Source organism: Calderihabitans maritimus (genome assembly GCF_002207765.1).
Classification (GTDB): Bacteria; Bacillota; KKC1; order Calderihabitantales; family Calderihabitantaceae; genus Calderihabitans; species Calderihabitans maritimus.
Genome location: NZ_BDGJ01000065.1, coordinates 1 through 22,025 on the forward strand (window position 1 = coordinate 1; position 22,025 = coordinate 22,025).

Consider the following 22,025-nt stretch of genomic DNA (forward strand, 5'->3'; position numbering starts at 1 on the left):
TTGGGGTAAGATGTTTTGTTTGATACCCTAAAACGACCTATTTGTGCTTGCTTCCGCACAGCGCAATTGGCTCCACTCATTTTTTGACCTGAATCTTTTTATGATATACTTTATGATATAATAGGTTGGAGAAACAGCACGCGATATACAGAAATTAAGAGGAGGTTACTCCATTGCCTAAGAAAGTCAGACGAAAACTCAACATATTTCGCTTAGCCCTACTAATTGTCCTTTTGTTTACTTTCATAGCTGCGGGCGCCGGAGTAGGTTTTCTTGCCGGTGTTATACACAATTTACCCAAATGGACACCCGGAGAAATTGAAACTGAATTAACTACTTTTGTCTACGACCAAAACGGGAAAAAAATCGCTGAACTACACGGTACAGAAAACCGTATTCCAGTAGATTTCGAGATTATCCCCAAACATTTAAAAGATGCATTCCTGGCCATAGAAGACCCTCACTTTTATGAACATCCCGGGATAAGCCTGAAGGCAATTGCCCGGGCTGCTTACGTTAACCTGCGGGAAGGAAGGTTTGCCCAAGGAGGCAGTACCATTACCCAACAATTAGTTAAAACGGCCTATTTGAAAAATCCCAAAAAAACCATCAAAAGAAAAATTCAGGAAGCTTTGATGGCCATCCAGTTGGAGAGAATGTACACTAAAGATCAAATATTTGAAATGTATTTAAATCAAATCTATTTCGGTCACGGTGCGTATGGTGTTCAAGCCGCGGCCAAAACTTATTTTGGTAAGGATGTTCAAGATTTAACCCTGGGCGAAGCGGCTATGCTGGCGGGATTGGTAAGAAATCCTGCAGCCTACTCACCCTTTTTAAACGAAACTGCAGCTAAGAAGCGCCGGGCGGTAGTACTGGCCAAAATGGTAGAATACGGATTTATTGACGAAAAGGAAGCCGATATCGCTCGCGCCGAAAAGTTTAACCTGGTTGAACGCAAACAAAAAGCTCGGTACAAGTATCCCTACTTTATCGACCATGTAATTGAGGAAGCAGAGAAGATACTAGAGCAAAACGGTATAGAATCAGCCCAAGTTTATAAGGGAGGTTTGAAAATTTACACTACCCTGGATCCCCGTATCCAGGAAACACTGCAGACAGTCTATCAAGATCCTCAGTACTTCCCTGCAAGTAACGACAAGGACCGGCCGGTACAAAGCGCTATGGTAATCTTAGAACCGGCAACCGGCCAGATAAAGGCCCTCATTGGAGGTAGGGAGCATGTCACCAAGAGAGGACTTAACAGAGCCACGCAAATGAGGCGCCAACCCGGTTCGGCTATTAAGCCCATAGCTGTTTATGCGCCGGCCTTGGAAAAAGGCTTTACTCCCGCCACCGTTATTGACGATGTACCCACTGAGTTTCCGTCAGTACCGAAGCCATATCGCCCGGAAAATTACGACGGTCGCTGGCGCGGACTTATCACCCTGCGCGAAGCTGTAAGGTGGTCTGTCAACGTACCGGCGGTAAAAGTTTTAGATGCTATCGGCGTGGAAACCGGATATCAATTTGCGAAGGATCTGGGTCTACCCCTACTTCCTCAGGATAAGCATTTAAGTCTTGCCCTCGGTGGCATCACCGAAGGCGTATCGCCTTTGGAGCTGGTTGCCGCCTACGCGGCTTTTGCCAATCAAGGGGTTTATATCGAACCCTACGCCATCACTAAAATAACTGATAATGAGGGCAATGTCCTTTACGAGCACAAACCTAAACGGCGTATCGTCATGAGTGAACAAACTGCCTATTTGATGACTGATATCTTAAAAACGGTAGTTGAATCCGGTACCGGCTGGAGGGCTAAGATGAATCGTCCGGTAGCCGGAAAAACTGGAACCACCCAGTTACCGGACAGGCCGGAATTTAAGGGTCTTAAAGGTAATAGAGACGCCTGGTTTGTCGGTTACACGCCTGAACTGGCGGGAGTCGTCTGGATGGGATACGATATCACTGATAAAGACCACTTTCTCCAAAGGGTATATGGCGGTAAATACCCAGCTATGATCTGGAAAGCGGTTATGTCGGAAGCTTTGAAAGACGTACCTGTAAGACAATTCCCACGTCCCGAAGGTATTGTTACCGCCGCCGTAGATATAAAGTCAGGTCTTTTGCCGAGCGAACTCACTCCTGAGGAATTTATACGCACCGAAATTTTCACCAAAGACACTCTCCCTAAAGAAGTTTCCAATGTATGGGTAGAAGCTCAAGTCTGTGCAGAAACGGGCAAGCTGCCCACTCCTTTCTGTCCCACCGTTGTAACTGGAGTTTTTCTAAAACGCCCGGTACCTTATGACGGTGATGTCAAACCGGAAGATGCAGACCTTGAACTTCCCCGGGAATTGTGCGACATTCATGGTCCCCAAGCGGGAAGCACAGTGCAGGTATGCACCGACAGCCGTCATAAAGGTGAACTAGTGTTGGCCAATATCCCAGGCCCCGGCGAAGAAGGGGGCTGTCCGCCGGAGTTGATCGAGGAAATAATCGTGCAACCGGGGAACTACCCGAGCCGGTACTGCGACCTCCCAGACCATAATATAGTCCAGAGATCGGCAGCACCACCGGGAGATGAGCCTCCAGCTAGGGACAAACAGGCTCCCCCAGAACCTCAACTGCAGGCCTGGGTAGAAACCTCAGAGGATTCCTCCAGCGGAATTCAGGTGCGTTTAACCTGGACCGAACCTGAAGAAGATCGCAATTATATCTATTCTATCGATCGCTGGACTGATTCCAATCCTACTAAATATAACATTGGGATAACTACCAGCAACCAATTTATAGATCGAAAAGTGGAAAAAGACCAAATTTACCATTATCGTATCTTTGCCATTGATCCCAAAACCGGCTTAACCAGCCCTTCGAGCGAAGTTACTGTTGAAACCGAAATAAATTAAGCGGAAATAGGAAGGGGCGGTAAATAACCGCCCTTTCCCGAAACCGTACGTGAGGACCTCTCAACGTCTCGACAGGCCCTGCCTCTCTGCGAGTACTTCCAACTATGAGCCGGTTAATTCAACGACCGTCACACCGGTTCCACCCTCTTTTGGACTGCCAAACCAGAAGTTTTTTACCTGCTTGTGTTCACTAAGGTATTCCCGGATGGCCGTCCTTAGCGCCCCCGTACCTTTACCGTGAATTATAAAAACACGAGCAAGGCCGCTGAGTACGGCATCGTCCAGGTAACGTTCAACTGCTGCCACTGCCTCCTCTACCGTCATCCCCCTTAGGTCAATCTCGGGTCGGATATTCTTAGTTTTCTCTGCCATAATCCGACCAATGCTTGCTTTCTGTTCTTCTGTCGCTTTGTCACCAGAAGCAAGCCTGATGTCTTTTAAAGGAACGTTGAGCTTCAAAATTCCTACCTGAACCTGCACCTCTCCCTGGGTATTAGGTTCACTCACTACATAACCCTTTTGTTGGAGCCGAGGTATTTCTACATAATCTCCCGGTTTAACCGTAGAAGGGGCGGTCCCCTTTTGAGCCGGGGTATACTTGTCAATTTCTTCGTCTAACTGCCGGTCCATATCCTTTAACTTTTCTCTGGCCTGTTGCTCTGCCCGGACACGAGCCTTGCGGAATTCTTCGTCCAGCGTATACTCCATTTCCTTAACTACTGCTTCTGCCTTCTGGCGATATTCCTTGATGATTTCTTGCCCCTTCTCGTATGCTTCTTTTAAAATTCGGGCTTCCTTCTGCTCTAACTCCGCTTTCTTGAGCTCTAGTTCATTTTTTAGCAACTCCAATTGTCCCTTAAGTTTTTCTATTTCTTTTCTCTCTCGCTCGCTAACACGCCGCTTTTCTTCCAATTCCTGAAGCAGTTCCGTAAGCCTCATCTCTTCTCCCGATAGATGCTGCCGGGCACGGTTCACCACTTCCGGTGATAGCCCGAGGCGAGAAGCAATCTCAAATGCGTTGCTCCGACCAGGCAGTCCTATTGTTAGGCGGTAGGTAGGTTGCAAAGTGTCTATATCAAATTCCACACTGGCATTTTCCACCCGGTCTGTGTTAAAGGCAAAAATCTTTAGCTCACTATAGTGAGTAGTTGCTATAGTTTTAGCCCTTTTTTGCTGCAGGTATTCCAGTATAGCTATAGCCAAAGCTGAACCCTCGGTAGGATCGGTACCTGCTCCCAGCTCATCAAGAAGGACCAGGGAATTATCGTCGGCAACCTGCAGAATATTAACTATATTAGTCATATGGGAAGAAAAAGTACTCAAGGACTGTTCAATGCTTTGTTCGTCTCCGATGTCGGCAAAAACCTGACCAAAAACAGCCAGCTCTGTCCCTGCCTCTGCCGGAACATGCAGCCCGCACTGGGCCATGAGGGTGAGAAGTCCTACCGTTTTTAAGGTTACTGTCTTGCCCCCGGTATTAGGTCCCGTGATTACCAAAATATCAAAATCTTTACCCAAGTGAAGACTTATTGGCACCACCGAACCGGGAATTAGAGGATGTCGGGCACCGATAAGTTTAATTCTTCCTTCTTGATTTAAACTGGGGAGGCCCGCATCCATCCGCTCACTCAGACGTCCTTTAGCCATAATAAAGTCTATGCGGGCTAAAGCCTGCAACGTTTCCCGGATTTGCGGTATTTTAGCCGATATCAGAGTGGTCAGCTGCGCCAAAATAGCTTCTATCTCCTTCTGTTCAGCCGCCTTCAAACGTCGCAATTCATTGTTCAGCTCCACTACTGCCATTGGCTCAATAAACAAAGTGGCGCCACTGGCCGACTGGTCGTGAACTAAACCGGGGAAAAAGGAACGATACTCCTGTTTTACGGGAACCACATACCGGTCTCCCCGTAGGGTTATAATTTTTTCCTGCAGGTACTTCTGCTGTTCGGGCGACCGCAGGATGCTTTCCAAATGCTTTTTTATTCGATCTTGTATATTTCTTATCTGCTTTCTTATCCGAAGCAGTTCAGCAGAAGCATGATCGGCAACTTCCCCTTCCGGTGTTATAGCTTCATTTACTTCTCTTTCAATTTCTCTCAACACAGCTAAAGATGCTGCTTCTTTTTTTAAAAGGGGAAAATCGCCCTCTATTTCCAGCAAAAACTTTTTCAACCGGCGGCTCGCCCTTAAAGTATCTACTACGGCTAGAAGTTCAAAAGGCTCTAACAGGCGGCCTATTTGGGCCTTTCTCAAAGGTTCTTCTATTTCCCGGATGCCGCCTAACGGTACCAAAGGATACCGTCTGAGAACTTCTCTTGCCTCCGTAGTTTCCTGTAACCTTGTGGATACTTCTCCTATATCCGCCGAAGGGTGAAGCTCCTCCACCAGCTTCTTCCCCAGCGACGAGGTGCAGCATTCTTTCAGTTTGGCCAAAATCTTGGGTAATTCCAACTGCCTGATACTCTTTTCGTTCACCACTATCCCACCCTTATCAGATAACCACTGATTCCAAGCTAAATTATAACACACCTCGATAATAGTGGCCTTTGGTAAATCCCGCCGCACTGGCTTTCTCCAATTCTTCCTTTAGCTTCGTCAAAGTACCCTTGTCTTTCCGAAGCTGCCATGCCTCGTCGATAGCTGTACGGTAAGCCGTGACCACCCGGCGGACATATTCGGCACTTTCCTTCTTGGCCTCAATTCGCAAAGAATTTATACCTAGATCCATAAACAAAGGTAAATCTTCTATCAAACACAGCTCTTTAGGATTGAAGACAAACATGCGGCAATATTGATCACTTTCCAGAGGAAAGATAAAGTTCATCCGGTCTTTCAACCCAAACCTGCCTTGGTAGCATACCTGTCGACAGGGAGTTCCTTCAGTCCTTTCCCCAAGTATAGCACCTACGGCACAATATTCGGAAATCATTAGAGGAATAAATCCATGTACCAGGCATTCCAGGGAAATGTCAACCGGCAAGGAAAGTTCTTTTAGCTGCTCAAAATTCAACTCCGGCGAGAGGGTTATAGAATAAATTCCCTCCTCGGCCATAAACAAAGCTGCATGGTCATTAAATACGTTTAAGGGATAGTCACCGAAGATTCTTATTTGCGGACAAGTCTCCCTGACCAGTTGAAGAGAACCTAAATTCCCTACCATAATACCGTCAGGGTGCCAGGTAGCAACCTGCCGTAAATCACTGACCATGGAAGCCACTTGGTCTTCATGCCATATCCTGGGCATAACCAAAACGGCTTCCTTGCCCAAAGCTCGACATTTCTCTACCGCTTCCTCCAGTTCCCTGTTGGTAATAGGGGGTTTGGAACGAAACTGTTCTCCACCGAAATAAATGCGGTCGGCTCCGCTATCTAAGGCAGCTTCCAGGCTGGCTATATCTCCTACTACCACCGAAAGCAAAGGCTTGGTGCGAGGTCTTTTTTGATCTGATACCTCGACCAAGACCTTCTGCAGACGCTCTTCGAATTCGGCTCTAGGTACGGTTGGGAGGCGAACTTCCTCCGCGCGAAGTTCCTCCAGCCGGGCGACCGCTTCCCGCCGGGCTTTGTTAATCTCGCTAAGGGGCACCATGATATTACCAATTATTTCGGCTTCCAGATGCCCCAATTCAAAAGGCGTATTCCCCAAGCGTTCTAACTGTCGCCGAATTACCTCTTCGGTAAGAGGATGCTTTAAAGCCTTTTCGCCCAAAAATTGTGTTTCTGCCGAGGCCTTACGTCCAGCCGGATCGGTCAATTCAATTCGAAGAGGCTCACCCTCTTTTGCCCTGACCATGGCATTGACTTTTATTTTTCTGCTACCGGGCCCGCTGTATGATTTATGAGCCCGGGCCATCAACTCCCGATCGTAAGTTTTGAAAACCCGGTCACCTTTTTCCACCTTACGGGTAAGAGGCAAAACGACCTCTGCACCTGCTGGCGCCTCTTCGGTCTTTTGTCCTTTCCACCATATTTCCTCTACCGTAGTTCCTACCCGGCTTCCCCGGCTGACCCACACTTCAATTCCATCTCCCCGCCTTAGCGGTTCCTCCAGTCTTATTATTGCCTGCTTCGTCCCGGCATTATATCCCGTTACCCTTCCCAGGAAAAGCCCCCGGTTGTTGGGTCGCTTATAACTCATCAAATCCCGTCCTGGATTGCCAAAAAAATAACCGGTGGTAAACTGGCGGTTGAATATCTGTTCCAGTTCCTTCTGTTCTCTCTCCGTAACGAAGAAATGTTCAGGGTTTTCCCAGTAGCGATCTAATACCTGCCGGTAGATCCTGGTCACGGTGGCCACATACTCCGGCCTCTTCATACGTCCCTCTACTTTAAAAGCTCTTACTCCCGCCTCTACTAGCTGCGGTAGACAATCTAACATATTCAAGTCCCGCGGGCTAAGCAGGTGCAACCCGAAAGTCTTGTCCGTCAGTTCTCTACCCTTTTCGTCTACCAAGCGATAAGTCATGCGGCATGGCTGGGCACAGCGGCCCCGGTTACCGCTGCGCCCTCCAATCATACTGCTCATAAGGCATTGTCCTGAATAAGATATACATAAAGCTCCATGGACAAAAGTCTCCAGCTCAATATCAGTCTTCTGCCTGATATTTTTAATATTATTGAGAGATACTTCCCGGGCCAATACCACTCTTTTAACGCCGTGTTTCTCTAGAAAACGGCAGCCGGCACTATTATGAACCGTCATTTGGGTGCTGGCGTGGATCTCCAGCTGGGGAAGAACTTCCCGCAATATCTTAAGTAATCCCAGGTCCTGCACAATTACAGCATTTATACCCTGCTGAGTCAGCCGGTAGATAAACCGCACTGCACTCTCTAGCTCCCTCTTGTCCAGAAGAGTGTTTACCGTGACGTAAATCTTAACTCCCCGGGGTTGGCTGTAGGCAAGGGCCTCCTTCATCTCTTGATCATCAAAATTATCTGCGTAATGACGGGCGCTGAAAAGCTTTCCTCCTAAATATACGGCATCTGCACCGTTTTCCACCGCAGCCATTAGTGCTTCCATGTTTCCCGCAGGGGCCAGCAGCTCCGGTTTTTGCACTTTGCCAACCTCCAATTCCATTTTTAATCAAAAGGACGTGCGGTACACACGTCCTTAGCTTTCTATTCTTTTAACCCGGTATAATCCCGAACAGGTGATGATGTTTATCCCCTGTTTTTCCAGCTCATCGAGGAAAAGGTTCATCCCCAAGGAATCACTGGCCAGGTGACCGGCAATAACTACGTTGATATGGTTCTTCTCCGCTTCTTTACGGTGTTTTTCCCCCATATGCATACCTACTATAGTTCCCACGCCTGCCTGGGCCAGCTTGGAATACGCATCTTCCGAACCGCTGGTGCCGCCGGTCATATCTACAAAGATTTTGCCCGCCCGCCGCTCTTTGGAACCAACAATTATCTGAGGGCCGGCATTAATAGTCATGGCATAGGCGTATTCCGGAATGGTTTTAAGTAGTTTGATTACGTCCCCCACCGTTTCCGGCTTCTTCTCCTCGAAAAAGCGGTTAAGATAACGGGTTACTAGGTTGTCGCTAGGGGTATGGACACACATAAAGGGAATGTCAAAAAGACGAGCAATGTCCACTGCCCGGTTATGGTTTACCGGCATAAGCCCTCGCTTCACTTCTTCAATACGGGGACCCATAATCCCCTCTGCTACGTTTATCGGTATTCCCAGTCCGGCCAGAACGTCTTCCTGTAGGTGCATTACATCGTGAAGCGCAGCCAGTGCTTTTCCTTCCGGATGGTGCCCCAGCAACAAATCTACGTTTTGCCCTTTCTCCCGCAGGCGTTCTGCTACCAGTACTTCTCCTATGGATATATCTATTCCGGCCAGAATCGTTTTGACTTCCCTGTTATCCTCGCCGTAAAGAATTCGCGTATCACTATAAGGATTAGACAGTTTTTCCTGGTCAAACTCCTTTTTGTCCTCTTCTTGCAACTTTTCAAACTTTTCCTTAGCCTTGGCGAGGAGACCCTCTACTTCCTCTTTACCCCGAGGGTCTGCTTCCATGCCTAGTTTTATGGCTAGTTGATAGATTTCCTTCAGCAGCATATGGACAGTTCCTCCTTTAACTTTTTCTCCACGCTGTATTCCCGATTAAACTGGAAAATCCTGCTGATAAATTAAATTTTTCTGCTTTGACCATCTAACATATATAGTATAAACGGTGTTATGTCTAGGATAGACTTAATCTGTTCTAACCCTTCTTCCTTCCTTGCTCCGACTAAGAGCGTAGGAACCGGATTGAGGGTGTGAGAACCGACGGTGAGGTCTTCCATATTCCCGTGGTCACTGACTATTACGATTAAAGTATTTGTTTTTTCCACACCCTTTATTACAGAACCCAAAAACCGGTCCAGTTTCTCCAATATTTGCACTGCTCTGGCAAAATCCTTCCGGTGACCGACTACATCAGTTTGAAAATATTCAAAAAGAACGAAGTCATGTTCCTGAACTATCGTAGCCAACCGCCTACCCGCCAGTTCCGGAGTTATTAAATTGACCTTTTCCCCTCGTAATCTTAAAATTTCGTTAGTCAGGTCCTGGTAAACCGCTTGACCTGCTTCCAAATCCTCTACTGTTTTTAGCTTCAGTCCGGCCGCCAAAGCCGCCTCCGTAGACACAGACCGGGGTCTTTTCCCCGCAAAAAAGTCTCCGGAAAAGGCGTTGGCAAAAACAGCCTTTTTCCCCCGGTCTAATACCCAGGAAAAAATGTTGCCCTGCCACAATAGCTCTTTAAGCTCAGGGGAAGGCAACCCGTTTAGGTGATATCCCAGCAGTCGAGCTGCATTAACCCCCGTCCACAGTGCCGTCTGCCCGGTAGCACTTTGGGGAATACCTGGTACATCCAGCCGGGCATCCGTGGGTATTAAAATCGCATCGGCTGTAATTAGGGGTTCCTCCCGTATGTACAAGCGGTGACCTCCTAATAACCCATCCAGTACGGGAGTTTGGGCTCTGTGGTAAGGATTCACTTTGGGGTCCTCTTTCCCTAAACCAAGACCATCTATAAAGATCATTAACACTTTCATCAGAATTCAACCTCGAATTATTTCTTGGAGACATGGGGATTCCCCGCTAAATAAAACCTTAGCGGCCAATCTACTGCTTTGCTGATACCAATACGGGTAGTGGTAACTATTTCTTGTTCCTGAACGTTCTTGTCCCGGTAAAATTTTACCGGTCCTTCAACCACACTGGTACCGTTCAGTTCGGGAGGAATACCCATGGCTTGAACCAGCTTCGCGGGCCCACTACATAACTTGGTAATCTCTTCCTGTCCCCGCCGGGCCTTCATCAGCTCAATTCCTATTACCGGTTCCAGAGCGCGTATGAGAACTGCCGCTGCTACCTCCGGCCGGTCGGTAGTTACATTGAAACAATAATGAATCCCGTAAATTTGGTATATATAGGCATGTCCGGCCTCCCCGAACATAACGGCATTGCGACGGGTTTTTCCTCTCGCCGAGTGGCACGCCGGGTCCTCAGCCCCCAGGTAAGCCTCTGTTTCCACGATTTTGCCTCCCACCGTTCCTTGGGGAGAATGGTAGACCATATACGTGCCCAAGAGTTCTTTAGCAACTTGAGTAGTATCCCTGGCGTAGAAACTAGCAGGGAGTAATAGCCAACCTTGCCTCATAATCTTCAGATCATCACCTCATCCAATCGTATCATCCCGTCAATAGTTTCCTGCTTAAAGTCCCAGCCATCTCTTTAACTCTTCAAAATCCCATGCGTTGACCACGTCTTTCCTTTCCAGCCATCCCCGCTGGGCCGTTATTATCCCGTAGCGCATATCTTCGAGCCGCAAGGCATCATGAGCATCGGTATTGATAGCCAGCGGAATTCCGTATTCCTTGGCCTTCCGGATTCCCTTCTCATTCAAATCCAGCCTGTCCGGGGAAGCATTTATTTCCATACAGGTACCGGTACGGGCAGCAACCTCCATAAGGTATTCCAGGTCTACAGCATAAGGATCTCGCCGTCCCAGGATTCGTCCTGTAGGGTGGGCTAGAATGTCCACCAGAGGATTTTTAAGTGCTGACTCAATCCGGGCAGTCATTCGGTCCTTTTCCATACGAAAATGGGTATGCACGGAGGCAATTACTAGGTCCATTTCCTCCAAAAAGGAATCTTCGTAATCCAGGCTGCCGTCAGGTAAAATATCTACCTCTACCCCCGCCAGCAGGTGAATATCTCCTAAACTTTCCTCCAGGCTTCTCAGCACCTCCCGCTGCTCCCGCAATTTTTCTTCCGAAAGTCCACCGGCAATTTTCAGTGACTTGGAATGGTCGGTAATGGCTAAATATTGATATCCTCTTTCTCGAGCTGCTTCAACTAGCTGGATAATTTCACTTACCCCGTCACTCCAATTGGAATGAACATGCAGATCCCCTTTGATATCTGCCAGCTGAATCAACTCAGGTAGCCTTCCCTCTATGGCCGCTTCAATCTCCCCTGTATCCTCCCGGAGAACCGGTGGTATGTAAGGCAGTTCGAGATAACGGTAAATATCTTCTTCCCCTTTCACCGGAAGCATTTCATGCCCCTCAGAACGGATTAAGCCGCTGGGGCTCAGTTTCAAATGAAACTTGTCGCCCCTCTCCTGCAGCCTTTGATTGTGTTTTGCAGAACCGGTAAGCTGCTGCCAGGCCAGATAAAAATTTTCCGGTTCCACAATGTTGATAATCACCCGTATTCCCAACCAGGTTGTTGCCTCGATACGGTGCTCATCGCAACTCAATACCTGCTTAATCTTGGGACTTTTATTAAGGACGGATATTATTCCCTGGGGCGCCTGAGACCCAATCAGGAGATCAACTCCCTCCACCATTTCCCGTCCCCGGCGTAAATCCCCGGTAATTTCAATTCGCTCCACTTCCGGCAAACCCTTCAGGTCTGCAATCAAGGCTTCGGCTAAAGACATGGCTAATCCCATGGGAACTTGCCCGCAATTTCGCCGCAGCATTTCTATTCCTCTTAAAATATTAAGTTCCGTCTTACTACCCATTCCCGGCAGTTTTCTTATCCGTTTCTTGCGGGCAGCTTCTTCTAGTTCTTCTAACGTAGTAATATTTAGACGTTTGTAGATGGTTTGAACGGATTTAGGACCCAGGCCGGGGATGGCCAGCATTTCCTTCAGGCCCTGAGGTATTTCTTCTCTTAATCTTTCCAGATAACTACAGCGACCTGTCTGCAGTATTTCTTCGACTTTTGAAGCCAGGATTTTGCCTATCCCGGGGATTTGGTTCAATTCTTCCCGGTGGTAAATATTTTCTATTTCTTCCGGCAAATGGTGTAATATATCGGCCGCCTTCCGGTAAGCGCGAACTTTAAATATATTGTCTCCTTTAAGTTCCATGAGGTCGGCTATTTCGTTAAAAATCCATGCAATCTCCAGGTTAGTCAAATAATTTGCCTCCTTATCGCCAAAATTTCTTTCTTTGCTTTTATAGTTTACCTTCCTATGAAGAAAAAACGCCTGAACAGGCGTTATTCATTTACGCTCCCGGCCTTTTTGGCCTCCTCTATCATTTTAACCAAATCGTCATAGTCTTTTTGCAGTTTGGCTAAATCATCAGCTATATTTAGCGCGGCCAGAACAGCTACTTTATAAGGAGACAGCAGTTTATTCTTTTCTTCAATCTTTTTCATTTTTTCATCCACATAGGCGGCCAGTTTTAAGATATATTCCGGACTAGCCGCTGCCCTCACGGTATAATCCCGCCCGCGAATGTTAACCGTAACCCTGGACTTTTGCCCCTGCTCCTGGTCCATAGCCAACCATACTCCCCTCTTTCTCCCATGCTTTTTAGCAAGTTTCGCCAAAATTCTCCTGATTCCTGCTAGGACGATGTTTAGTCCACGCGCAGTTGAGCGCCAACAGCGTCCACCAGAGCCTCTATAATCTTATGGTGTAGCTCATTAACCTCCTCGTCCTTCAAAGTACGATCAGGAGACTGGTACAGAAGAGAGTAGGCCAGGCTCTTGTATCCGGGCTTAATCTGCTCTCCCCGGTAAACGTCGAATAAACGTACCGCCTTTAACAAATCTCCTCCAGACTGAACTATCCGCTCCTCCACCTCTTTGACCGGTACTTCTTCGGGAACCACGACCGCCAAATCCCGTTCTACCGCCGGGAACTTGGGCAAGGGCACATACTTCTTCTTATCCGTACTGTAGCGATCTAGTAAGACCAAATCCAGCTCAAAAACGCAAGTCCGCCTGGGTAGTTCGTAATTTTCTTGTACGTCCGGGTGAACTTCTCCCATGAACCCCGCCGTTTCCCCGTTGAAGCGGATCTCAGCAGTACGACCAGGGTGCAGGGCCGGATGAGTAGTTCTAACAAGATTCCAAGCAGAAATTCCCAACTGCTCCAATAATTCTTCCAGCACCCCTTTGAGGTAAAAGAAATCCAGCTCTTGGGCGGGCCAGTTCCAACCCCTGGGACGCTGACCCATAACCAGAGCGGCGGCTTTTAACCTTTCTTCCGGCAATTTCCCTTCTTCTTTCGGAATAAAAACGTGCCCTACTTCATAAATGGCCATATTCCGGTTGTTACGGCTGACATTGCGCTGGGCCGTCTCCAGCAGGCCCGGCAGAAGGGTGGTACGCATGACACTTTGTTCCTCACTTAACGGATTACGCAGGCGAACTACTTTGCGCAGGGGATCCTCCTCTGGAAGCCTTATCCGGTCAAAGACCTTGGGGCTGGTGAAGCTATAAGTAATAACCTCCATGAGCCCGCAATCTGCCAACACCTGACGAATTTTTTCTTCCGTCTTCTGCAGCTTGTTTTTCTTCGTCTCCGCCGTTGCGCCCTGGGGAAGGGTTAAAGGAATCTGGTCATAGCCATAAATACGGGCCACTTCTTCCACCAGATCAATTTCCCTGGTAACATCCAGGCGATAGGTGGGAATATCCACCTTAAGAATATCGTCATTGACTGGCACTACCTGAAAATGCAGGCGTGCGAGAATATTTGCTACTGCCTCCCGGTCAAGCTCCGTTCCCAAGACTTTATTAACACGGGAAACCCTTAAATTTATAGAAACCGGCACCGCAGGAGTTTCGTAACAGTCGATAACTCCCCGCACTACCTTCCCGGCTCCCAGTTGGTTAACCAATTGGGCGGCCCTGTTAGCTGCCAGCAAAGTACCGTCTATGTTCACCCCTTTTTCAAAACGCATGGAAGCTTCCGACCTCAGACCCAATTTGCGAGAGGTTCTACGGATACTGGTCGGATTAAAATGGGCTGCCTCCAGCAGAATGTTTTGCGTTCTTTCCGTTACCTCGGTTTCCAGACCGCCCATTACCCCTGCCAAGGCTACGGGGTGGAGTGCATCAGCAATCACCAGCATTTCCGGGTCCAAGTTCCTTTCCACCTGATCCAGAGTAACAATTTTTTCTCCCTTTCGAGCACGGCGCACAATGATACGCCGCCCTTCCAGAGTATCATAATCGAAAGCGTGAAGGGGCTGACCCAGTTCCAGCATAACATAGTTGGTAATGTCTACAATATTATTAATAGGTCTGACCCCGGCACTATGTAGCCGCTGCTGCATCCAAAGGGGAGAAGGCTCAATCCTGATGTCCGTAAATATTCTGGCTATATAGCGCCCGCAAAGATTTTTATCTTCAATTTCTACGGAAGCCATGGAAGAGATATCGCCTTTGATTTCTTCCACAACTATTTCCGGCAGTTTCAAACGGGCTCCCGTTATCGCCGCCACCTCTCGGGCCACGTTTACTATGGAAAGGCAATCGGCCCGGTTAGGAGTCAGGTCCAACTCCAGAACGTAATCGTCCAGCCCTAATACCTTTGCGACACTTTCTCCTACCGGCGCCCGACCATCTAAAATCAATATACCTTCCTCATGGCCAGGCAGGCCTTGCCAGTCCAGTTCCAATTCCTCGGCCGAACATAACATTCCTTGAGACTCCACACCCCGCAGGCTCGTCGTAGATATCTTCAAGCCGGAAGGTAGTTGAGCTCCCGGTAGAGCCACCGGAACTCGTTGCCCTACAGCTACGTTAGGAGCTCCCGTCACAATCTGTAAAGGAGCTTCTTGTCCTACATCAACGCGGCATACAACCAGTTTATCAGCGTTAGGGTGATTCTGGATATCTACAATCTCCCCTACTATTACTCGCTCCAGACCTTCTGCCAGGTAGTGAACAGTGTCTACGGCTATCCCGGCCATGGTCATCCGGTCCGCCAAATCATGAGGGCTCAAGTCTACTTCTACATATTCTTTCAACCAATTGTAGGGAACTCGCACTGCACCTTCCTCCTCTCTAGAATTGGGTTAGGAACCGCAGATCGTTATCGAACAACAACCGGAGATCATCGATACCGTATTTCAGCATTGCTATCCGCTCTACTCCCATACCAAAAGCAAAACCGCTGACTTCCTCGGGATCATACCCGGACATTTCCAGGACTCGCGGGTGAACCATCCCGGCACCTAAAATTTCCAACCATCCCGTGTAAGAACAGACCCGACAACCGCTACCCCCGCAGTTGATACAAGAAATGTCTACTTCGGCACTGGGTTCGGTGAAAGGAAAGTAGCTGGGCCGCAGTCGGATCTCCCGTTCGTCACCAAACATCTGTTTGGCAAAAGCCAACAACGTACCCTTTAAGTCTCCAAAGGTAACATGCCGGTCCACAAGGAGCCCTTCCACCTGGTGGAACATAGGGGAATGAGTGGCGTCATCATCTCGCCGGTAGACTTTCCCCGGAGCAATAATGCGGATGGGCAGCCGGGGTACCATTTTTTCCATTACCCTTACCTGAACCGGCGATGTGTGGGTACGCAACAGGATTTCATCGGTAATATAGAAAGAATCTTGCATATCCCTGGCCGGATGGTCTTTGGGCAAATTCAAAGCCTCAAAGTTGTAATAGTCATACTCCACTTCCGGCCCTTCGGCAACAGCATAACCCATCCCTATAAAAATCTCCTTGATTTGATCGAGTACCTGGGTTAAGGGATGCTTCCTGCCCATTAATAATCTTTGACCGGGCAAAGTAATATCTATCGTCTCGGCAGCCAGTCTCCGTTCCTTTTCCTCCTGTTTTAAAGCCTGTAACCTTTGCTCCAGTACTGTTTCCAGATAATTTTTTACTTCATTGGCCAGTTGGCCTACTGCCGGTCTCTCTTCGGGAGGAATATGGGCCATTCCCCTCAGAACCCGGGTCATTTCGCCTTTTTTCCCCAGATATTTAACCCGCAGCCGGTTCAATTCTTCGCTGCTTTTGGCCAGGCGAAAAGCCTGATCGGCTTCTTCCTTAATCTTCTCAATTTGTTCTCTCACCTCGACCCCTCCTACGAACCGTTTATCGGATAAAAGCAATAAGAAAGAGCCTCCGTCTAGGGACGAAAGCTCTCTTCCGCGGTACCACCCTATTTAATCTGGATGACCAGATTCACTTGACCAGTACGAAGCAGTAGAACTGCTTGATACTGTCTCCCAGGTAACGGTGGAAGAACCGGCTCAGCCTACTATCAGTTGCTGTCGCAACTGAATTCAGCCTGCTGTTCATGGGCGAACTTCATCTACCTGCTTCTTGACAGGGCTTTCAGCCGGTGGCCCCGTCTCTCTGTAAGAGCGGCGGTAGACTACTTTTCCCACTCATCACATTTGCTTGAAAAAGATGTTATTGTTATTATATTATATAAAAACTATTGCAGTATCAACCTCCGGTAAATAATATAGGCAGTTATAGAACCGGTCTTTTCAAAGATCCTCCAAAAAAAGTCGGCGGGCCAAAACATGGACTCCCACACCCTTTCTTTTTTTTAGGGGCTTTTTCTGTCGTACATTATATCACAAGCACTCCCTTCTTACAAGTTAACGCAAGAATTCATCCACCTTAACTTTTTCGGCGCACTCTTGACCGCGGAAAACATTCTCCCTGGCATTTTACTGTCCTTATCTTCGGGCCTGCTCCTTCAAACTTTCATGCTCACCCCTGCGGGTTTCGTTTTAGTGACAACTGCACACTGACGTGACGATAAAAGTAATTGGTCCCTGATTAAGTTAAGTCCTGCTTGCTCTCGAAATAGCAGTCGTCATTAAGGAGGCGAGCTTTTTGATAAAGCCAACGTATTTACTCATAACGGCGTTCTTTATAATCATGGTTTCGTCAATCTTTATCTTAGGAAAGAGTGAACCTGTTAGACCTAAAGAAATAAATATACATTACCAAAGTGAAATTAGAACAGTAAACGAAAGTACTAAGTATTATGAAGAGCTGACTTCTGCATTAGAAAATATTTTGAACAGGAAGCTACAGGCAGTCAAACTTGCCGTTACTACGGAAGAATTAGAAGAGAAAATTGGTAATTCTGTTCAATATGAGTTTGCTGAAGCTAGCAAACCCGTAACATTTAGGTTGGGAAAGGGGTCAAGCTCACATTTCAAAAATTGTTATTCCGTTATCTGGTGACTTGAAGGGTATTTGATAGTTCATTCAAATGATAGAAGACTTGCGCCGATTTATACTACTTTTTCCGGTCAAATAACGACTGAGAGGATTAAAAAAATCTACGAGGAAATATTGGAAGGACGTTGAGATACCAGATGTTCTTGAAGAACTCTTTTTAGAATTAATTCGCTTCCCGGGCGCAGGACATCTATTACCGGAACCGTTAGGTCCTGTTGCAGTCTTCTGATTAGTTTTTCCCCGTCAATCCGGGCTTCGCGGTAAATACGATGCTTCGCATCGTAAGCGGGATAAAAAGGATTCACCGTGATCAGCAATAACGGCAAAGAGCGGGCCACCGCTACCCGCCCCCCCTGCTGCTGCCAGTTCGCAAGTATCTTGTACAATACCTGGTATTCCCCGCTGACCAGCAGGTGTACCGGGTTCCGAAAAGTTAAAGTACACCAATTGCCATTACCAATTAATCTGTCAACAAGTTCCTCTAGAGCATTAACACTTACAATTCCGGGGATGTAGATCCCTTTTAAATTCTGCTCTTGTTGGTCCAATGCCATTATTTCTTCAACAGTTTCTTTATTCAATAACGAGCCGGTCTTCAAGTAAAATTTATCCCGTTCCAAAATAACGTTAATATTTCCTTCTCTGCCCACCATTTCAGGCGGAGCAACTGGCCGTTGAAACGCCGCCGCCAAAGATAACGTATCCCGGTAAAGCTCCTCTACCTTAGGAGAATAGGCGGCCCCGGTGGCAATGATGATTCCGTCTGCCTCTACCATAGGCGCCAGCCGGTTTAAAGCACCGTCTACCAGGATTATATCGGGATGCCAGGCAGACATACAATCTCTGACCCGCGCCAATTCCCTCGCCTTGTTGGGACCTGCCAGCACCACCAATCCTTCCTGTTTCACCCGGGCAATATATACAGGGCCCAAAGGAGTGTTCACTCCGCTATTTTCCAATATTTCTAACTCCGCCCGGCTGACCTGCAGACATTTTTCCGCCGTGGCCACCAGCATGCCCGGTAAAAGCCGCAGGCGGGGTTTAGGAAGGCCGGTAATATTGTCTATTTCTTCGCCATCATAACCGATACTGGTAAGGCCCACTGTCCGTTCCTGCTGGTGCAGCAATCTTAAAATAACATCCGTAGTAGTGGTCTTTCCCGTATTCTTTGCCGTACCGGCTATTCCCACCGTGTACGCTCCCATATCTACCCCACCCGAGCTGCTTTTTTCTTGATCACTGTGCCCCGGCCGACCCTGCCGGGATAAGCCCCATCTTCCCTGCTGCCCAACACTCCCTCGTATAAAGCTCTGACAAAGGAACCTTTGACCAGAACTTCTTTTAAGACACTTTCAATTCCATCTATAATTTGTCCCTTGAATTCTTCCGCCTGACCGGTCGGGGTGATGCTGGTACTGCCGAAAAAGCGGAATACTTCCTTTACCGCCTGTAGAGTATCCACCCGGGAGGCTCCAACAATGGGCCCTCCTGAATAGGCCTCGTCGGAGGAAGCTATAGAGATGGCGACTACTCCCAGGGAAGAAGCCAGAGCAGCGTGGAGGGCGGTGGTAACCGATGATTGCACCCGGTCTTCGGTATGAGTCAGAAATCCTATGGGCGCTCCCGGCCAGATGGGTGCGTCAATTATTTCCCGCAAAGCCGAAATTTTGGCCGCGTTGAAATCAACGTAATTATCTTTCATTCCGCCGTAAATCATCATTTCCGGAGAATAGCAGAACAAGGGTTGTAAAATGGGCTTTCCTCCCAGGCGGAGGGTCAGGTGAGCTACGATCAACATTCCGGCAAAGGCTTTGTAAGCCGGAACGCCGCATAACTCTTCGTTAGTAACTACGTCGAAGGGCATCCCGAAACGGGCAGCGTATTTAATAGCTGCTATGCCGTCAATGCACATGCGTTCCGGGTCGGTACCCGCTCCCAGTGACCCGTAAGCTATATTGATTTTTGTCAGATCGGCACCGGTATAACCGGCCAGTAGCACTGTTTCCGGTGTATTCAGGCCCCGGTGCGCTCTTACCTGCCAAAGAGTGGAAGGACTTAAAGAGTTCCTGATCCGGCGCAAGTTATCCTGGGTAATAATCGAACCGTCTTCCTCGTGGGTTAAATAACCTTCCAACAACCCTTCCGTCCGAGCCCCCCAGGAGGGGTCAAAATGGATAACACCGTCCGCGCCCCAGGATTCAGCAATCTTAATATGAGCAATATCCATAAAAGGACAGCCGGTACCGTACTGGATAAACAAAGTGGGATTTGAAGCCACGTGCTGAACCCTGGTAGTACTCATTCGTGCTTCCGTCTCTTGAACATACTTTTCCAATGATTCTATTTCCGTTTGTGTTAGCTGCCGACTTTTGGCCGGAACCTTCCCTTCCCGGTAAAACTGCTTCACCACATCGTCAGCATAATACAAGTATTCTTCCAACAATTCTTCCCGGATCTTATTCCACTGGCGCTCGCTCATTTTTCCTGTTTCGTATTCTCTCTCGGCCTCCAGCAGTTTTTCTCTTACCAGTGCCCGTTCTACCCCGGGGGAGGTCTTATCTCCAGCCCAAATCAGGATATCATCCACAATTTGATCCAGATATTCTTTAATCCTGGCGTGTCGGTACCGGTAGGAAAAGTCCTGACACAGGTCTTTCTTATCCTTCTTTTGTTTGTCAATGGGAGGGATATAAGGACGGTCTTCCAGGAAAGCTATCAGTTCTTCCGGTTCGGTCCCCGGTCCGAAACCTGCATCGAAGCCCAATTCTGCCGCCAGCTCCGGCCTGATGGCTTTACCTCCAATAACCAGTTTAGCCCGGTCTCTTAAACCTGCCGCGTCGGCCAGGTCCACAAAATTGGCCAGCATTTCCGCCACGCGATAACCCAAAGTTCGGCTGATTAGAACCGCATCTACTTCTTCCTCGATAGCTTTCTGAATAATTTCCTCTGCTTTTAGGTCTGGAGGCAAGAGAATGGTGGAAAAACCTTTTTCATCGAGATATCGCTTCATAATTTTAAGCCCGATATCATGAACCGGATCCAGCGGAGCTAATAACACTTTCTTAATTGCCGTCACTGCCATCACCCCTGATGTCTTTCGTTTATAACCAACCGTAGTGAGATCCGGGCCGGTGAATATAAGCTCGGGCCCTAACCCTCGCTCCAGGACCGGTGAACTGTAAAGACACTATATCCGTATCGGTAAAACCCATCTCCTGCAACAGTTGAATGGCAAGCTTTTTCCCTTCGCTCTCGTTTCTACATATAATAAAGGTTTCTACGTCTACCGCATCTGCCACCTTGTGGATAGCTTTCTCCATGAAAACCGCCCCCTTGAGCCTTAAATTTTCGTTCTTAGGCCAGGAAAACGTTGGTCAACCCTGCTGCTTCTACCCGCATTCTTATATCCTCTACGTCGGTAGTATAAAGTCCCTTTTCCTTCATCCGCTCAAAATAGACGGAACCCGAGAACGTGTACTTCTTCCTTCTTCCCTCTTCTGTCTTCATCTGCTCGTTTACATAAGCTATAGCATCCCCAATAGCCAGAGAAGTGGGTATCTCCAGAAGTTCCTGACCCCTTGTTTTACGGACGGCGTTATGACCGGCCAGTAAACCGGTAACAATGGCCTCCGTATGGCCGACCAACAGGCCTGCCTTTTCCCCGGCACAGAAGAGGTTTTCCATACCTTCAACTTTCAAGCAGTTATCCCGCGGCGAAATAGCCAGGTAACGCATTGAGTTTCCGATTCCACCCGCATACGGGTCTTCGTACCGGGCCTCCTCAAATCCGGGAATCTGCCGCAACATATCTAGGGGATAGAAGGGGGTCATCAGCTTGGCATGGCCGGTATCTAACAGGACGATATTTTCGGCAAATTCCTTCAAGGCATACTGCTGGCACGCCTTCATTTCCAGGGCACCTTCTTTGCGCAGGTGTCCGGGAATTGGAACTACCACGACTCCATCTCTATCCAGCTTGTCCACTATTTCCTTACTTAAAGACTCTTTGTGTAACTTGCAAGAGCCACTCATGGCCCCGATACTGCCGTCGGCTTTCTGCCCCATAAATTCCTTGACGCCTGCTTTGGCCGCAATGCTCACCCTGGGACCGAAAGTGGGGCAACGCAAAATGCACATGGCGCAACCGTTACCATACTTCTTGCAGTTACCCATCGGACCGGCAGTACCTGTCGCTTCCACAAAAACGTCTCCCTCTATTTCTTCTCCGTCCTCCGTCACTACCGCCCCAATTACTCCCGGTCCAACCATCTTCACGTCAGTAACCCTGCTCTTGAGGCGTATTTCGATACCCTCCTCCCGCAGCAATCTTCTGATCTGCGGTTCGATTTTAGCTACATCATAGAGGGTAGCATGCTTATGACCGGGGAATTCGATGTTTTTGTGCCGGGCAACTCCGTCAACTGCTTGGAAAATCTTGCCGCCACCCATGGCTATGGCCTCTTCCGTGGCGGTAAAACGGCCGTTGTTGCGCATGATACCGCCTACAAGGCCCGTCCCCAGTAACATATCAGTCCTTTCCAGTAAGACTACCTCGGCTCCGGCTTGAGCAGCCGCCAAGGCGGCTCCACTGCCGGCCCAGCCTCCGCCTACAACAACTACCTTAGCCATGTGGCACCCCCCTTAA

16 protein-coding genes and 1 other annotated feature are annotated in these 22,025 nt (G+C 48.3%); of the genes, 2 read left to right on the top strand and 14 right to left on the bottom strand.

Going from position 1 to position 22,025, the window contains the following annotated elements; translation table 11 throughout:
* The first annotated feature begins 173 nt into the window (after window positions 1–173).
* Window positions 174–2,909, top strand: coding sequence for a transglycosylase domain-containing protein (locus KKC1_RS06410; protein ID WP_088553656.1), 2,736 nt, complete (start codon window positions 174–176; stop codon window positions 2,907–2,909).
* 102 nt (window positions 2,910–3,011) lie between these two features.
* On the opposite strand, the gene KKC1_RS06415 is transcribed toward KKC1_RS06410, so the two are convergent.
* The 10 genes from KKC1_RS06415 to KKC1_RS17415 all read right to left on the bottom strand — a co-directional run bounded on the left by KKC1_RS06415 (window position 3,012) and on the right by KKC1_RS17415 (window position 16,709).
* Window positions 3,012–5,384 (bottom strand): endonuclease MutS2, encoded by a 2,373-nt coding sequence (locus KKC1_RS06415; protein ID WP_088553657.1) that lies wholly within the window; start codon window positions 5,382–5,384, stop codon window positions 3,012–3,014.
* Window positions 5,385–5,427: 43 nt separating this feature from the next.
* Window positions 5,428–7,965, bottom strand: coding sequence for a U32 family peptidase (locus tag KKC1_RS06420; RefSeq protein ID WP_202819970.1), 2,538 nt, complete (start codon window positions 7,963–7,965; stop codon window positions 5,428–5,430).
* A 54-nt stretch (window positions 7,966–8,019) separates the two neighbouring features.
* Complete coding sequence (locus KKC1_RS06425; protein ID WP_088553659.1) at window positions 8,020–8,979, bottom strand: NGG1p interacting factor NIF3; 960 nt, start codon at window positions 8,977–8,979, stop codon at window positions 8,020–8,022.
* A gap of 71 nt (window positions 8,980–9,050) precedes the next feature.
* Window positions 9,051–9,959 (bottom strand): alkaline phosphatase family protein, encoded by a 909-nt coding sequence (locus tag KKC1_RS06430; protein WP_088553660.1) that lies wholly within the window; start codon window positions 9,957–9,959, stop codon window positions 9,051–9,053.
* 17 nt (window positions 9,960–9,976) lie between these two features.
* Entirely contained in the window at window positions 9,977–10,567 is a 591-nt protein-coding gene (locus KKC1_RS06435; protein ID WP_088553661.1) for a DNA-3-methyladenine glycosylase, read from the bottom strand.
* A 54-nt stretch (window positions 10,568–10,621) separates the two neighbouring features.
* Window positions 10,622–12,337 carry a DNA polymerase/3'-5' exonuclease PolX gene (polX, locus tag KKC1_RS06440; protein WP_088553662.1) on the bottom strand — a complete coding sequence of 572 codons (1,716 nt, stop codon included), beginning with the start codon at window positions 12,335–12,337 and terminating at the stop codon, window positions 10,622–10,624.
* Window positions 12,338–12,420: 83 nt separating this feature from the next.
* Window positions 12,421–12,756, bottom strand: coding sequence for a cell division protein ZapA (locus KKC1_RS06445; RefSeq protein ID WP_238134224.1), 336 nt, complete (start codon window positions 12,754–12,756; stop codon window positions 12,421–12,423).
* 29 nt (window positions 12,757–12,785) lie between these two features.
* On the bottom strand, window positions 12,786–15,209 hold the full coding sequence (gene pheT / locus KKC1_RS06450; RefSeq protein ID WP_088553663.1) for a phenylalanine--tRNA ligase subunit beta: 2,424 nt from the start codon (window positions 15,207–15,209) through the stop codon (window positions 12,786–12,788).
* Between the two features lie 16 nt (window positions 15,210–15,225).
* Window positions 15,226–16,248: a phenylalanine--tRNA ligase subunit alpha gene (gene pheS, locus KKC1_RS06455; protein WP_088553664.1), complete on the bottom strand. Its 1,023-nt coding sequence runs from the start codon at window positions 16,246–16,248 to the stop codon at window positions 15,226–15,228.
* 55 nt (window positions 16,249–16,303) lie between these two features.
* Window positions 16,304–16,579: a binding site (T-box leader), on the bottom strand.
* Window positions 16,580–16,616: 37 nt separating this feature from the next.
* A complete protein-coding gene (locus tag KKC1_RS17415) occupies window positions 16,617–16,709 on the bottom strand; it encodes a YqzL family protein (RefSeq protein WP_088553665.1) in 93 nt (30 codons plus the stop codon).
* Window positions 16,710–17,026: 317 nt separating this feature from the next.
* On the opposite strand from KKC1_RS17415, the gene KKC1_RS06465 reads away from it, so the two are divergent.
* Window positions 17,027–17,383: a hypothetical protein gene (locus KKC1_RS06465; RefSeq protein WP_088553666.1), complete on the top strand. Its 357-nt coding sequence runs from the start codon at window positions 17,027–17,029 to the stop codon at window positions 17,381–17,383.
* 98 nt (window positions 17,384–17,481) lie between these two features.
* On the opposite strand, the gene kamB is transcribed toward KKC1_RS06465, so the two are convergent.
* From kamB to KKC1_RS06485, 4 genes are read right to left on the bottom strand one after another with little or no spacing between them, the layout of a single operon-like run.
* Window positions 17,482–18,585: a lysine 5,6-aminomutase reactivase subunit KamB gene (kamB, locus tag KKC1_RS06470; protein WP_088553667.1), complete on the bottom strand. Its 1,104-nt coding sequence runs from the start codon at window positions 18,583–18,585 to the stop codon at window positions 17,482–17,484.
* Between the two features lie 2 nt (window positions 18,586–18,587).
* Window positions 18,588–20,456, bottom strand: a complete 1,869-nt coding sequence (locus KKC1_RS06475; protein ID WP_088553668.1) for a cobalamin B12-binding domain-containing protein — start codon at window positions 20,454–20,456, stop codon at window positions 18,588–18,590.
* A 25-nt stretch (window positions 20,457–20,481) separates the two neighbouring features.
* Window positions 20,482–20,700 carry a hypothetical protein gene (locus tag KKC1_RS06480; protein ID WP_088553669.1) on the bottom strand — a complete coding sequence of 73 codons (219 nt, stop codon included), beginning with the start codon at window positions 20,698–20,700 and terminating at the stop codon, window positions 20,482–20,484.
* Window positions 20,701–20,734: 34 nt separating this feature from the next.
* Window positions 20,735–22,009, bottom strand: a complete 1,275-nt coding sequence (locus KKC1_RS06485) for an FAD-dependent oxidoreductase (protein ID WP_088553670.1) — start codon at window positions 22,007–22,009, stop codon at window positions 20,735–20,737.
* Window positions 22,010–22,025 lie beyond the last annotated feature (16 nt).

Coding starts and splice junctions, on each gene's coding strand:
- KKC1_RS06485 (WP_088553670.1), bottom strand. CDS start 22,009: ATGGCTAAGGTAGTTGTTGTAGGCGGAGGCTGGGCCGGCAGTGGAGCC.
- KKC1_RS06430 (WP_088553660.1), bottom strand. CDS start 9,959: ATGAAAGTGTTAATGATCTTTATAGATGGTCTTGGTTTAGGGAAAGAG.
- KKC1_RS06480 (WP_088553669.1), bottom strand. CDS start 20,700: ATGGAGAAAGCTATCCACAAGGTGGCAGATGCGGTAGACGTAGAAACC.
- KKC1_RS06435 (WP_088553661.1), bottom strand. CDS start 10,567: ATGAGGCAAGGTTGGCTATTACTCCCTGCTAGTTTCTACGCCAGGGAT.
- KKC1_RS06425 (WP_088553659.1), bottom strand. CDS start 8,979: ATGCTGCTGAAGGAAATCTATCAACTAGCCATAAAACTAGGCATGGAA.
- kamB (WP_088553667.1), bottom strand. CDS start 18,585: ATGGGAGCGTACACGGTGGGAATAGCCGGTACGGCAAAGAATACGGGA.
- KKC1_RS17415 (WP_088553665.1), bottom strand. CDS start 16,709: ATGTTTTGGCCCGCCGACTTTTTTTGGAGGATCTTTGAAAAGACCGGT.